At 68.4% G+C, this 13,739-nt stretch carries 13 protein-coding genes; 2 read left to right on the forward strand and 11 right to left on the reverse strand.

Going from position 1 to position 13,739, the window contains the following annotated elements; all coding sequences use genetic code 11:
- Window positions 1-151: 151 nt before the first annotated feature.
- The gene (locus P1K89_RS18410) at window positions 152-721 is read left to right on the forward strand and encodes a TRAP transporter small permease (protein ID WP_284617944.1); all 570 of its coding nucleotides are present in this window, start codon (window positions 152-154) and stop codon (window positions 719-721) included.
- 5 nt (window positions 722-726) lie between these two features.
- On the forward strand, window positions 727-2,010 hold the full coding sequence (locus P1K89_RS18415; RefSeq protein WP_284617945.1) for a TRAP transporter large permease: 1,284 nt from the start codon (window positions 727-729) through the stop codon (window positions 2,008-2,010).
- Between the two features lie 11 nt (window positions 2,011-2,021).
- On the opposite strand, the gene P1K89_RS18420 is transcribed toward P1K89_RS18415, so the two are convergent.
- The 11 genes from P1K89_RS18420 to P1K89_RS18470 form a co-directional block, all read right to left on the reverse strand.
- On the reverse strand, window positions 2,022-2,606 hold the full coding sequence (locus P1K89_RS18420) for a cupin domain-containing protein (protein WP_284617946.1): 585 nt from the start codon (window positions 2,604-2,606) through the stop codon (window positions 2,022-2,024).
- Between the two features lie 25 nt (window positions 2,607-2,631).
- Entirely contained in the window at window positions 2,632-3,048 is a 417-nt protein-coding gene (locus P1K89_RS18425) for a phosphate-starvation-inducible PsiE family protein (protein WP_439898005.1), read from the reverse strand.
- A gap of 177 nt (window positions 3,049-3,225) precedes the next feature.
- Entirely contained in the window at window positions 3,226-3,741 is a 516-nt protein-coding gene (locus P1K89_RS18430; protein ID WP_284617947.1) for a response regulator, read from the reverse strand.
- Complete coding sequence (nosR, locus tag P1K89_RS18435) at window positions 3,738-5,033, reverse strand: response regulator c-di-GMP phosphodiesterase, NosR family (RefSeq protein ID WP_284617948.1); 1,296 nt, start codon at window positions 5,031-5,033, stop codon at window positions 3,738-3,740. Before nosR ends, P1K89_RS18430 begins: the two co-directional genes overlap by 4 nt.
- On the reverse strand, window positions 5,030-5,926 hold the full coding sequence (locus tag P1K89_RS18440) for an ATP-binding protein (protein WP_284617949.1): 897 nt from the start codon (window positions 5,924-5,926) through the stop codon (window positions 5,030-5,032). The genes nosR and P1K89_RS18440 overlap by 4 nt, the downstream gene beginning before the upstream one ends.
- Window positions 5,927-5,931: 5 nt before the next feature.
- A complete protein-coding gene (locus tag P1K89_RS18445) occupies window positions 5,932-6,783 on the reverse strand; it encodes an HDOD domain-containing protein (protein ID WP_284617950.1) in 852 nt (283 codons plus the stop codon).
- Window positions 6,758-8,425 (reverse strand): methyl-accepting chemotaxis protein, encoded by a 1,668-nt coding sequence (locus tag P1K89_RS18450; RefSeq protein ID WP_284617951.1) that lies wholly within the window; start codon window positions 8,423-8,425, stop codon window positions 6,758-6,760. Before P1K89_RS18450 ends, P1K89_RS18445 begins: the two co-directional genes overlap by 26 nt.
- Before the next feature lie 31 nt (window positions 8,426-8,456).
- Window positions 8,457-8,597, reverse strand: coding sequence for a hypothetical protein (locus P1K89_RS18455; protein ID WP_284617952.1), 141 nt, complete (start codon window positions 8,595-8,597; stop codon window positions 8,457-8,459).
- Complete coding sequence (locus P1K89_RS18460) at window positions 8,594-11,494, reverse strand: EAL domain-containing protein (protein WP_284617953.1); 2,901 nt, start codon at window positions 11,492-11,494, stop codon at window positions 8,594-8,596. The genes P1K89_RS18455 and P1K89_RS18460 overlap by 4 nt, the downstream gene beginning before the upstream one ends.
- Window positions 11,495-11,583: 89 nt before the next feature.
- Window positions 11,584-13,056, reverse strand: a complete 1,473-nt coding sequence (locus tag P1K89_RS18465; protein WP_284617954.1) for an aminotransferase-like domain-containing protein — start codon at window positions 13,054-13,056, stop codon at window positions 11,584-11,586.
- Between the two features lie 198 nt (window positions 13,057-13,254).
- The gene (locus P1K89_RS18470) at window positions 13,255-13,659 is read right to left on the reverse strand and encodes a TraR/DksA family transcriptional regulator (RefSeq protein WP_284617955.1); all 405 of its coding nucleotides are present in this window, start codon (window positions 13,657-13,659) and stop codon (window positions 13,255-13,257) included.
- Between the last annotated feature and the right edge of the window lie 80 nt (window positions 13,660-13,739).

Raw genomic sequence — 13,739 nt, forward strand, 5'->3', positions numbered from 1 at the left:
GCCGGACATTCGCCGGCGCACGGATGAGCTGCCGGGGTGCCGAAAGCCGCGCCGCGGCAGAAAGTGCAAGAAGAACGCGGATTCGTCCTAACGGACGCGGGAGGCAACTCCTAGCATCCGCCGGTCGTTCTCACACACACATGGAGGCTCCATGCGGTCGCTCATCCGGATCGTCGACAAGGCCAACAAGGCCTTGGAGGTCCTGGTCGGAATCGCCCTCGCCGCGATGACCCTCCTGATCTTCGTGCAGGTGCTGGTTCGCTTCGTGTTCGCGAAGCTCAACATCCAGTTCAGCGTCCCGTGGACCGAAGAGCTCTCGCGCTACCTGATGATCTGGGCGATCTTCATCGGCGCGGCCATCGTCGCCCGCCGTGCCGATGCGCTGGCGGTCGAGGCGCTGGTGCAGGCCGTGCCGGCGGTCGCCGGGCGCGCCATCAAGTTCACCGCCCACGGGATGGCGCTGGTGTTCTACGGCTGCATCTTCTACGTCGGCCTGCAATGGGCCGAGTTCGGCCAGTCCGAGACGGCGCCCGTGCTCGGCGTGCCGATGCTGTGGGTCTATTCGTCGATGTCGGTCGGCGCGGCCCTGACCATCGTCAACGCGGTGGTGCTGCTGCTGGAGACCGTGCTGGAGAAGAAGGACATCCTCGAGGTCATCGACTACGAGATGGAAGAGGCGTTGCACGACGCCGAACTGGCGCTCGCCGAGCGAAAGGCCTGAAGATCATGATCACCGCATTGCTCATCGCCGTCGTCGTCCTGCTGTTCTTCAGCGTCCCGGTCGCGGTCTGTCTCGGTTTCGCCTCGCTGATCGCGCTGTACGTGAAAGGCATTCCGGTCGTCAACCTGGCCCAGTCGGTCTACGAGGCGCTGGACTCGTTCGCGCTGATGGCCGTGCCCTTCTTCATCCTGGCCGGCAGCCTGATGCAGACCGGCGGCATCTCGCGCCGCCTGATCGCGCTGGCCAATGCACTGGTCGGCTGGTTCCGCGGCGGGCTGGGCTCGGCGTCGGTGCTGGCATCGATGTTCTTCGCGACGATCTCCGGTTCGTCGTCCGCCACCACCGCGGCCATCGGCTCCACGCTGATCCCGGCGATGGAGAAGAAGGGCTATCCCAAGCCGTTCGCCGCCGCGACCTGCGCCGCCGCCGGTGAACTCGGCGTCATCATTCCGCCGTCGATCCCGATGGTCGTCTACGGCCTGGTGGCCAACGTGTCGATCGGCAGCCTGTTCATCGCAGGCTTCCTTCCCGGGCTGATGATCGGCCTGTCGCTCGTCGCGACGATCGTCGTCGTGGCGCGCTGGAAGGGCTTCGACCTGGTGCCGGTCGTGTCGGGCCGCGAATGGCTGTCGCAGCTGCGGAAGGCCTTCGTCGACGCCTTCTGGGCGCTGCTGATGCCCGTCATCATCCTCGGCGGCATCTACACCGGGCTGTTCACGCCGACCGAGGCATCGGTGATCGCCGTGGTGTACGGCTTCGCCGTCGGCAAGTTCGTCTACCGCGAGCTGAAGTGGAGCGACCTGCTGCCGATCTTCTCGAAGTCGATGGTCGCCACATCGCTGATCATGCTGATCGTCGGTTATGCCGCCATCTTCGGCTACGTGCTGGCGATCGAGCAGGTGCCGCAGAACCTGGGCAAGGCGATCGGGTCGTTCTCGACCAACCCGATCGTGTTCATGCTGCTGGTGAACGTGCTGCTGTTCGTGGTCGGCACGCTGCTGGAGGCGCTGGTGACGATCATCCTGGTGGCGCCGATCCTCGCGCCCGTGGCCGCGACCTTCGGCATCGACCCGACCCACTTCGGCATCATCATGATCGTGAACGTCGCGATCGGCATGCTGACGCCGCCGGTGGCCGTGAACCTGGTGGTCGCCTGCAAGGTGGCCAACCTGCGCATGAGCCAGCTGACACGGCCGGTGTGCCTGTACCTGGCCGTGCTGACACTCGATGTGCTCATCATCAGCTACGTGCCGGCCATCTCCACCTGGCTGCCGTCGGTGCTGAAGTAACCCTCGGGCGGTCAGGCACCCGCGCCACTGGCTCTGGACCGTGACAAGCGCGCGATCTCCATTCCGGAAGGATGGCGAGTCACGCCCACCATGAACGTAACGACCTGGCATGGCTCGGCGCTCTTGTTTCTCCAAACGTGGCGGGTGCCGTTCTGCACCACGGTGTCGCCGGCACGAAGGAGCACCGAAGCGCCGTCATCCAGCTCCAGCCAGACCTCGCCTGAGACGATGTATTCGAAGTCAACCGTGTCGCTCGTGTGCATGCCTTGCGCGTTGTGCTCCATGTGTGCGGCCAGCCCCGGCAACCTTGCCTTGAATTCATTCATGTGTGTTCGCGGGTCGCCTTCAGGTTGAGAGGCGGTCTGCGGCATGAGTGTGAACATGCCAAAACGATAGCCGCCCAGCGGCGGGAAGTAGGCCGGCGCCACCGGCTGCGAGCCATCGTCCGGGAAGCTTTGCGGACTGTCTGCGCCCCAAAGCTTGTGGAACTCGGAGCCTCGCATTGCAGCGATCGTGTCGGGCTCGACTTCGGTATCGCTCACAACGATCGCCCTGCCCGCTGCGTTGTGACCTGTGCTGACTCGCCGCATCTTCATGATCTTGCTCCATGGAAAAGTGGATCTATGGTGACAGGCGATCCTCGCGCTCGCGAAGCAGCCAGTAGACGACGCCCAGAACCAGCGTGGCAAATGCCAGTGCGGCAATGGTCTCCGCGCCAGTGGCCTTGCTGTCCAGAACGATGAATTTCCTCGACAGGGCCAGTAGTGCGATCAGCACCACCGTCTTGACCTGAACGATGCTCTCGCGGCGCAGCGCCACCCGAATGATTGAATGCTTGAATTCGAGCGCGATCAGCAAGGTCATGATCATCCCGAACAAGCCTTGAAATACTTCGTGGTCCAGCGGATCGATCGCGCCGCTGAGCAGCACGGGCACCACGCGCGCGAGCAACTGGAGCATGGCGAGCGCGATGACCACGGCGATGATCAGGCTCAGGATGAATGCGACCACGTGCTCGAATCGCTCGTAGTGGTTCATCAGCGGCCAATGCTCGCGCGTTTCCTGGAGCAACGGGACCGAGCTTCGACGAGGTGACGGCATGGCGCTCTCCCGGCCCTGGTTGACGCGCATTCTGCGCCCTGACAGGGAAACGCCGACACTTTCCATGCGTTGAATGGTTCACCCAAGGGGTGCGGTGCCTGCGCCGCGGCTGGCTCACAACTCGCCGGGGCGCGTCGGCAGGTGGCCTGGCATCAGCACCTCGCCATTCGGGCCCCATTCGACCTGCGTGATGCCAGGCTCCAGCGCCTCGAGCCGGCGCCGTTCCAGCTCGTCGGCGCTCGGGACGGCGCAGGGGTCGAAGGCCAGTGCGGCACCCAGGTCTGCCACCAGCTGCGGCTCGCTCCACGGCTTCGGGATGTAGCGGAAGACGCCGGCCCGATTCACCGCGGCCAGCACGGTGCCGAAGTCGGCCGCTGCGCTGAGCATCATGCGCACCGTGCGCGGGTCCAGCTCCCTGGCGTGGGCAAGCAGCGTCACGCCGTCCAGCTGCGGCATGCGGTAGTCGCTGATCAGCACGTCGAAGCGCGCCTGCTGCAGACGCTGCAAGGCCTGCAGCGGGTCGGCGCAGACCTCCACGTCGAGCTGCTGCGGCCTGAAGTGCCGCAGCAGCATCCGGCGCAGGGCGTGCAGCACCGGTGTCTCGTCGTCGACGATCAGCAGGCGCTTCACCGGCCGCCCTCCTGCGGCATCTGAACGTCCAGCGTCAGTGCCAGACCGTGCTTGCGCTCGAAGGTGCGGATGCGGCCGATCAGGTCGTCGTTCAGCCGCTGGCCAGCCGACAGCAGCAGCACGCCCTCCGGGGACACGAAGTCCCGCATCAGGGTCTGGCCGTCGTGCAGCTCCAAGGTGCGCAGCCGCAGTGTCTTCACGCTCGGCTGGAGGGGCGCGGCCGAGAACAGGCTCGCGAAGGCATCGACGACCGTTGGGTCGAACTGGCTGCCCCGCCCGGCGAGCACCGTGCGGCGGGCATCGGGCGTGCTCAGGGCCTGCCCGTCGATGCGGCCGCTGCGCAGGTCCTCGAAGGCGTCGGCCACCGCGAGGATGCGGGCACCGAGCGGGATCGCCGCGCCGCGCAGGCCGTCGGGGAACCCCTGCCCGTCCCAGCGCTCGTGGTGCGCGCGGATCAGCGGGGCGACGCCCTGCATGTCGTCGCTGGCCAGCAACGCCTGCTCGCCGAGCACCGGGTGCAGCCGGTAGCGGCGCAGTTCGTCGCCGTCGAGCCGGTTCAGCGGCCGCGCCAGCAGCGCATCGCTGAGGCCGATGTGGCCGATGTCGTGCAGCAGCGCGGCAATCGCCAGATCGTGCGCGGTGCCGGCATCCAGCGTCATCGCCTGCCCGATGCGCCGCGCCAGCTCGGCAACCTGGCGCGCATGGCCGACCTGGGCGCTGCCACGCAGCTCGATCAGCGCGGTGAAGGCCTTGATCGAGGTCAGGTAGTTGCGCTTGAGCCGGTCGTTGGCGGCGGCCAGCTCCTCCGTGCGCAAGGCCACGCGGGCCTCCAGCCCCGCGTTCAGCGCCTTCAGCTCGTCGTTCTGCTGTTGCGTCAGCCGCTCCAGCGCCTGCTTGTCGGCTTCGAGCGCCTGCCGCTCGGCGACCTGGCGCAGCGTCAGCAGCAGCTCGTCGTCGTTCCACGGCTTGGTGATGTAGCGGTGCAGCCGGCCGCGGTTGATGGCGGCGATCGTCGAGCCCAGGTCGGCCTGGCCCGTCAGCAGCAGCCTGGCGGTACGCGGCCAGCCCTGGCTGATGCGTTCGAGCAGCTGCACGCCGTCCATGCCCGGCATGCGCATGTCCGACAGGACGGCGTCGACGGGTTCGGCGGCGAGCAGCGCCAGCGCCTCTTCGGCATGCCCGGCCGTCAGGATGCGCCAGCCCGTGGGGCGGAACAGCCGCCGCAGCGCGGCCAGGATGTTCGGCTCGTCGTCGACGGCCAGCAGGGTCCAGGCCGGGTTGGCCGCCGTCATGTCGCAGCCCCTTCGGCCACCGCGCGCCGCACCGGCAGCGTGACGCGGAAGCACGAGCCGCGGCCCGGTTCGCTGCGCACGTCGATGCGGCCCTGGTGCTTCTGAACGACGCCGTAGGACAGCGACAGGCCGAGGCCGGTGCCGCGGCCGATCGGCTTGGTGGTGAAGAAGGGGTCGAAGATGCGCGCCAGGTGTTCGGGCGCGATGCCGCTGCCGTTGTCCTCGACCTCGACCCAGACCTTGTCGCCGGCGTCGCCGCTGCGCACGACGATCAGGCCGCGCTCCGGGCCGATCGCATGGGCCGCGTTGACGAGCAGGTTCAGGAACACCTGGTTCAGCTCCGACGGCAGGCATTCGATGTCGGGCAGGGCGCCGTACTCGCGCTTCACGTCGGCCCGGTACTTGATCTCGTTGGCGACGATGTTCAGCGTCGAGTCGATGCCCTGGTGCAGCGAGGCCCAGACCCACTCCTGGTGGGTGTCGACACGCGAGAAGTCCTTCAGGTCCTGGACGATCTTGCGCACGCGCGACAGGCCTTCCTTCGATTCGCCCATCAGCATCGGGATGTCCTGCTTCAGGTAGTCGAGCTCGACCCGCGCACGCAAGGCCGCGAGCCGGGCCGCGATGGCGCTGTCGGCCAGGGCCGTCTCGGCCTGCTCGTAGGCTTCGAGCATCTCGAACAGGCGCAGGAGATAGGCTTCCAGCGTGCCGAAGTTCGAGAACACATAGCCGATCGGGTTGTTGATCTCGTGCGCCACGCCGGCGGCGAGCTGCCCGATCGATGCCAGCCGTTCGGACTGCAGCAGCTGGTCCTGCGCGCTGCGCAGGCTTTGATTGAGCGCGCGCAGGTCCTCGTTCGCGCGCTGAAGCGAGATGAGTTCGGAATCGGTCATGGCCTTCAGTGAAGCAGCGTTTCGCAGAGGGTCTGGAACTGCACCTCGGTCTGCGCAAACACCCGCATGCAGGCGGCGTCGTCCAGGCGGCAGGCGGCCCAGACCGGCAGCACCAGCGTCGGCACCGCCTCGTCCGGGTCACCGGCCAGGCCGAGGGCGTGGGCGATGGCGTCGGCCACATGGGCGATGCCCGTCAGCGTGAGCCCGGCGTCGGCCGCAGGTGCGTGGTGCTCGCGGATGGCATCGACGATGGCCGGTGCGAAGTTCCACTGCCGTGCGATCAGCCCGCCGACCTCGGCGTGATCGATGCCGAGCACGGCGCGCTCGGCTTCGGAGGCGGGGCAGTCCTTGTCGCGCCGCCACCGGTCGGCCTCGGCATAGGCCGGCGCAAACGCGCTGGCCAGCGCCAGCCGGCCGATGTCGTGCAGCAGCCCGACCGTGAACGCCATGTCGGCGTCTTCCCGCCGCAGTTCACCGGCCAGCGTCTGAGCGCACAGGGCACTGCCGATCGAGTGGCGCCAGAAGGCGTCGTGGTCGAAGCCGGGGTGCCGCCGAAAGCTGCCGGACAGACCGGCCGCCGTGACGACACCGCGCACGGTGCGCAGGCCCAGCACGCCGATCGCCTCCGCCACCGATCGCACCTGCCGGCCGCGCCCGTAGAACGAGGAGTTGGCCAGCCGCAGCGTCTTGGCGGCCAATGCCTGGTCGCGCGAGATCTTGGCCGCGTACTGCGCGGCGCTGAGCTCCTCGTGGCCGAGCGACTCGACCAGTTCGAGCACGACCGAAGGCAGCGGGGGCAGGTCGCGCAGCGCGGCGAGCAGCTCGTCGCGGTCAATCTGCCGAAGGGCCGTGGTCATCGGAGCGATTCCTGGCGATGGCGCTGCCTGCGGTCGCCGTCGGCCGCGAAGTCGCGGCAGCGGCGGGAACGATCGTGTCCTGGGCACTGCCCGAGAGCCGGAACACGGAGACCATCCGGGCCAGCCGCCCGGCCTGGTGCTTCAGGCTCTCCGCAGCCGCGGCACTTTCCTCGACGAGCGCGGCGTTCTGCTGCGTGACCTGATCCAGCTGCATCACTGCGTCGCCGATCTGGCCGATGCCGGTGCTCTGCTCCATGCTCGCCGAGCTGATCTCGCCGATGAGGTCGTTGACGCGTTTGACCTGATTCACGATGTTGGCCATGGACTGACCGGCCTCGTCGACAAGCCTGGAGCCACTCTCGACCTTGTCGACGCTCTCGCTGATGAGCGTCTTGATCTCCTTGGCCGCGCCTGCGGAGCGCTGCGCGAGGCTTCGGACCTCGCTCGCGACAACGGCGAAGCCGCGTCCCTGTTCACCTGCGCGCGCCGCTTCGACAGCTGCGTTCAGCGCCAGGATGTTGGTCTGGAAGGCAATGCCGTCGATGACGCCGATGATGTCGGCGATCTTGCGCGACGACTGGGCGATGTCGTCCATCGTGGCGACGACCCGACCGACCACGCGCCCACCCTCAGCCGCTGCATCCGACGCGCTGCCGGCGAGTTGGGTGGCCTGGCGCGCGGTATCGGCGTTCTGCTTGACCGTGACGGTGAGCTCTTCCATCGATGCTGCCGTCTGCTGCAGGTTGCTGGCCTGCTCCTCGGTGCGCTGGCTGAGGTCGGCGTTGCCGGTGGCGATCTGCGTCGAGCCGGTCGCGATCGAGTCCGAGCTGCCCCGGACCTGGCTGACGATGGACACCAGGCTGTCGTTCATCTTCTTGAGTGCCGCCAGCAGTTGCCCCGTTTCGTCGGTGCTGTGGACGCGCACGTCGGACGTCAGGTCGCCGGCGGCCACGGTCTCGGCCACCTTCACCGCCCTTGCAATCGGCTCGGTGATTGAACGCGTGAGGAACAGAGCCAACGCGGCACCGATGCCCAGTGCGGCAACCAGCAGACCGATCACCGCGTTTCGGGTGCTGGCAAACACCTCTTGCGAGCTCGCATACGCTTCATCGCCGCGCTTGATCTGAAACTCGATGTCGGCGTCGAGGGCCTTCGAGAGGGCATCGAAGGCTGGGCGCGAGGTGATGTCGTAGTGGGTCCGGCCCGCGTCGAAGAAGCCCGGGTCCGAGCGGTTCATCGCAACCAGCGTCTTGACGGCGGTGCTGTAGCTCGCCAGCGCCGCTTCGATGTCGCCGGCAAGCTGCTTCTCGTCCGCCGTCGTGATGGTCTTGAGGTATTGCCTCCATGTCACATCGGCCATCCCCAGGACTTCCTCGACCCGCTGGATCTGGGCTGCGGCCATTTCCGGTCTGTTGGTCATGATGTAGCGGGCTTCGACGCGTCGCACGGTGGCGATCTGCTGGCCGAACTTCCCCAGCAGCCGCGTGGCGGGCAGCCAGTTGGTCGCCAACTCGCCCGTCGCATCGTTGACCTTGCCCAGGCTGACGATCGAGAAGATGCCCATGACCAAGGTCAATGCGAGCACGCTGGCAAATCCCAGCATCAGCCGGGGGCCGATCTTCAGGCGGCTGAGGTGTTTCATCGGGAGTTCCTTCGTGAGGGAGTGGGTGAGGTCATCGCGGCGGCTCCTGGCGATAGCGCTGCAGGACATGCAGCAGCGGATGCACGCGCCCGTCGCGCAGGCTGTGGCGAAACAGGTGCGTCAGCGCCACCGGCACCACCGGTGGCGTGTCGGGAACGGCCGGGGCGCTCACGTCGAAGCCCCGGCTTGCGGCAGCAGCACCAGCAGGCGGCCGCGGGCGTTGCCGTTCAAGACCCGGCTCATCGCCCACCAGCGGCGCTCCGCCAGCGTGACCAGCATGGGATCGCCCTGCAGCGCCTGCCGCAAGGCCTGCGGCAGCTGCTCGGTCGCAGGCGCACCCAGCAAGTCTCCCCCCCGTCCGCACAGCGCCTGGGCCGGTGCGTTGGCGAACACCAGCAGGCCTTCGTCGTCGATGCCGAACACGGGCACCGGCACGGCATCCAGCAGTTCCTGCGCCGCCTCGCGGCTGCCGACCTCGCGCTGGTTCTGTTCGCGCTGTGCGCTCAGCAGCGACTGCAGCCGCCCGTTCAGCTCGGCCAGTTCCCGGTTGGCGACCTGCACTTCGCGGTCGAGGCGGCGGTTCTGGTCGCCCATCTCCTTCAACCCGAAGGCTTCGCGCAGGTGGGCCCGCAGCTGCTCGTCATCCCAGGGCTTGGCGAGGAACTTGTAGATCGCCCCCTCGTTGATCGCGTCGGTGATCGACTGCAGCTCGGTGTAGCCCGACAGCACCAGCCGGATCGTGTCCGGGTACAGCGCCTTCGCCCGGCGCAGCAGCTCGACGCCGGTCATGCCCGGCATGCGCTGGTCGGACAGGATCACGTCGACCTCGTGCCGTGCCATCAGCTGCAGCGCCTGCTCGGCGCTGGTGGCACTGAGCACCAGCCAGCCTTCGGCACGCAGCAGCCGGCGCAGCGCAGCGAGGATGTTCTCTTCGTCGTCGACCAGCAGCAGGGTGCGCTGCCGCGACCGCCGGCCCAGGAGCGCCGGATCGATCTGCCGGCCATCGCGCAGCATCGCCTCGAGCGCTGGCGCCGGCAGTGCGGCGCTGAACCAGTAGCCCTGCATCTGGTCGCACTGGTTGGCCGCCAGCAGCGCCGCCTGGCCTTCGCTCTCGACGCCCTCGGCGAGCACCTTCATCTGCAGCTGGTGCGCCATCGTGATGATGGCGCGCGTGATCGACACGTCCGCCGCCGGCGCGGTGACGTCGGGCACCAGCGAGCGGTCGATCTTGACCACGTCCACCGGCAGCCGGCGCAGGTAGCTCAGGCTCGAGTAGCCGGTGCCGAAGTCGTCGAGCGAGATCTCGACGCCGAGCGCACGCAGCGATCGAAGCTGCTGCACCGCCTGATCGAAGTTGGCGATCAGCATGCTCTCGGTGACCTCGACACCGAACAGTCGCGGGTCGAGGCCGGCCGCGGCGAGCAGGCCTTCGATGCGCCGCGCGAGGTCCGGCTGCAGCAGCTGGCGCGCCGACAGGTTGACCGCCATGCGCAGCGGTGGCAGCCCCGCACGCTGCCAGGCCGCTGCCTGCTCGATGGCGCGCCGCAGCACCCAGTCGCCGAGGACGACGATCAGGCCGGTCTCTTCGGCGATCGGGATGAAGCGATCCGGCGCGATGCGACCCAGCGTCGGGTGCTGCCAGCGCAGCAAGGCTTCGACGCCGACGATGCGGCCATGCACGAGATCGATCTGCGGCTGGTAGTGCAGATCGAGCTGCTCGTCGCGCACGGCATGGCGCAGCGCGGCCTCCAGCGCCAGCCGTTCGGGGTCGTCGTCATGCGGCGCGCCGGCATAGACGCTGACCTGGTTGCGGCCCAGCAGCCTGGCCTGGTGCAGCGCGGAGTTGGCGCGGCGCAGCAGGATGTCGGAGCGGTCGCCGTCAGCGGGTGCCGCGGCGATGCCGATGCTGCAGGTGACGTGGATTTCGTGCCCCTCGATCGACATCGGTCGGGCGATGCCTTCCAGCAGGGCCTGCGCCGTGTGCAGCGCCGGCACCGACGGGGCCGGCATCACGATCACGAACTCGTCGCCGCCACGGCGCGCCACCAGGTCGGTGCTGCGCACGGTGGCGGCGATGCGCTCGGCCGCCTCGCGCAGCACCGCATCGCCAATGTGATGGCCGAGGCCGTCGTTGATGCGCTTGAAGCGGTCGAGCTCCAGCACCAGCACCGCGGTCTGGGTGCTGGTCTGCAAGGTCGCGCCCAGCCGTTCGAACAGCAACTGGCGGTTCGGCAGCCCGGTGAGTTCGTCGAACTGCTGCAGCTGCCGGATGCGGCGCTCCGCGGCGCGGCGTTCGCGCAGATCGTCGATGCAGACATGGGCGAAGATCTCACCGTCGCTCGTGACGAAGCTGACGGAGACATCGACCGGAATCTCGTGGCCCTCCTGGTGGCGGACGCTGGTCTCGAAACGCAAGCAGCCGCGTTCGTACAACTCGCGCCAGCGATCCGGCCACTGCGCGTCGTCGATCTGCGTGTCGATGTCGGGCACCCGCAGCCGCAGCAGCTGCTCGCGTTCCAGGCCGAGCAGCCGGCAGGCAGCCGCATTGGCATCGCGAAAGGCGCCGTCGGGCCCGACCTGCAACAACGCGTCGTTGGCCTGTTCGACGGCATGGCGGGTCAGCAACAGCTGGTTTTGTGCCTGCTCCCGTTCGGTCACGTCGCGCGCCGACGGGATCAGCCAGGCCACCTGGCCGTCTGCGCCGTAGAGCGGCAGCAGCGAGAAATCCATCGCCAGCATCGCGCCACTGCTGGTGGCCAGGCGCACGTCGAAGCGAGAGGCCTCACCGCGCAAGGCGCTTGCCAGCGCCTGCTTCAGCCGCCGCTGCGACGGCTCGCAGGCCTGCCACCAGGGGGTGGACTCGAAGGGCGTGCCGACCACTTGCTCCAGCGTGCTGCCGATGGCCTGCAGCGCCGCCCGGTTGGCATAGCGCAGCACACCCTCGGTGTCGAGCAGGCCGGCGAAGATGGAAGGCCCCAGCCGGTCCAGAACCTCATGCAGGGCGCTTTCGACGTTGGGTGGCTCGGGGTTGGCCGCCACCAACTTCAGCGCGGCGTGGCGGTGGGGCATGGGCGGGGCGGCGTGAATATCGACATGCCCGCACTCTGCCGGGCAGCCTGGAGTGACGGCGTGAGCAGTTGCGGGCCCGGGAGACCGGATCAGATCGATGCTTGCGCAGTTGTGCCTGAGCGTGCTGCGTCGTCGACCAGCCGCGCCAGTGTGCGCGTGGCGCGTTCGAGCGTCGCGTCCCAGGGCTGGCCGCAGGTCAGCCGGATGTGGTGCTGGAACTCGGCACGCGCCGAGAACATCGGCCCCGGGGCCAGGCTGATGCGTTGTGCCAGCGCGGCACGGTGCAGCGCCATCGCGTCGACCCCGGCGGGCATTTCGACCCACACGAAGTAGCCGCCCGCCGGCCGCACCACCCGCGTTCCGTCCGGAAAGTGCCGGTTCACGGCGTCGAAGAGGCTGTCGCGCTGCACTTGCAGAGACTGGCGCAGGCTGCGCAGGTGGCGGTCGTAGCCGCCTTCCTGCAGATACTCGGCCAGCGCCGCCTGCACCGGGATCGATCCGGACAGGCTCGTCATCAGCTTCAGCCGTTCGACCTCGCGTGCCCACCGCCCGGGTGCGGCCCAGCCGACGCGGTAGCCAGGGGCCAGGCACTTCGAGAACGACGAGCAGTGCAGCACCAGGCCGCGACGGTCGTAGGCCTTGGCTGGCAGCGGTGCCGCGTTGACTTCGTAGAGCTCGGAATACACGTCGTCTTCGATCAGCGGCAGCTCGTGGCGGGCGAGCAGGTCGACGAGGTCGCGCTTCTTCGTCTCGGGCATCAGGCTGCCGAGCGGGTTCTGGAACGTCGTCATCAGCCAGCACGCCTTTGGGCGGTAGAGCTCGACCACCTCTGCCAGGCGGCCGAGATCGATGCCCTCGCGCACATGGGTCGGCACCTCGATGGCGCGCAGGCCCAGGCGCTGCAGCGCCTGCAGCGCCACGTAGAAGGTCGGTGACTCGACCACCACCGCATCACCCGGCCTGGTCACCGCGTTCAGGCACAGGTTCAACGCCTCCATCGCGCCGTGGGTCAGCACGATCTCGTCGGTGGGCACGGCCAGACCCTGACGCAGGTAGCGCTTGGCAATCTCACGCTTCAGGCGCAGGTTGCCTGGCGGCAGGTCCTCGACCATGCTCCAGGGTTCGAGCCGCCGTGTGCTCGAAACCAGCGCGCGGCGCAATCGATCGAGAGGAAACAGCGTGGGGCTCGGAAACGCGGAACCGAAGGGCACGATGTCGCGAGCGCGCGCGGCGCCAAGGCACGCGTAGATCAGGTCGTTGATCTCGACGGGCTGGGACCCGGACTGGGGCTGCGAAGTTTGCGGCTCGGCGAGCAGCACGCCGTCGGCACGTGCGGTGACGAAGTAACCCGACCTGGGTGCCGCGCGAACCAGGCCACGGGATTCGAGCTGGTAGTAGGCCTGGAAGACCGTGCTCGGGCTCAAGCCCCGGCTGGCACAAGCCTGGCGCACGGAAGGCAGGCGATCCCCGGGGCGCAGCACCCCGGCGGCGATCTGTTGCTCGAGTTCGCGAGCCAGCAGGTCGTACCTCGCAACGGAGGCGGCGGTTGGACGATCACGCATGGTGTCGGCACCGCGCCTCGGTCGACTGCCGGAGGGGTGGGGTGGCGTTCGCGCAGTCTAGGGGTTGGGCGCTGCAATGCAAGCAGCGGCTCCGAGGGGCGTGTGCAGGAGGCTGCAGCGCGCATCGCCGAGGTGCTCGACACCCGCCTAACTCCGTCGCACAGCCCGTTCATCGGGCGAAGGTCGCCCGAACGCCGATCAAGGCCGCGCGCGCGGCACGCTGGACGCCTGGGCCGTCGGAGGGTGCTTCTCGGCCTGCGTCTGGCACGGCGCGCAGCGGGCACTCCAGGGCTGCACCTGCAGCCGCGCCAGCGGGATGTCGCGGCCGCAGTCGATGCATTCGCCGTAGCTGCCCTGCGCGATGCGCTGGCGCGCCGCCTCGATCTGGCGCAGCTCCTCGATGTCGCGCTCGCGCTCGGCGTGGCGCACGGTCTCGCGGCGTTCCTGCTCGCCCAGTTCGCCGGCGTCCTCGACCTGGTTGTGCGGGTTCTTGCTCGGCGCGTCGTCATCGGCGTCGACCTCGCGCACCTCGCGCTGCAGCTCGGCCTCGCGGGCATCGAGCTGCCGGCGCAGGCTGTCGATCGTGGTGTCGTCGAGCGGCATGGCGTCCCCTGCTGAAGCGTGCTCAAGCGTGCTCGAGCGTGCGGATGCGCCGGATCGGCAAGGCATGTGCCCGTGCCCCG

Origin of the sequence: Aquabacterium humicola (assembly GCF_030167915.1) — a bacterium.
Taxonomy (GTDB): Bacteria; Pseudomonadota; Gammaproteobacteria; order Burkholderiales; family Burkholderiaceae_C; genus Pseudaquabacterium; species Pseudaquabacterium humicola.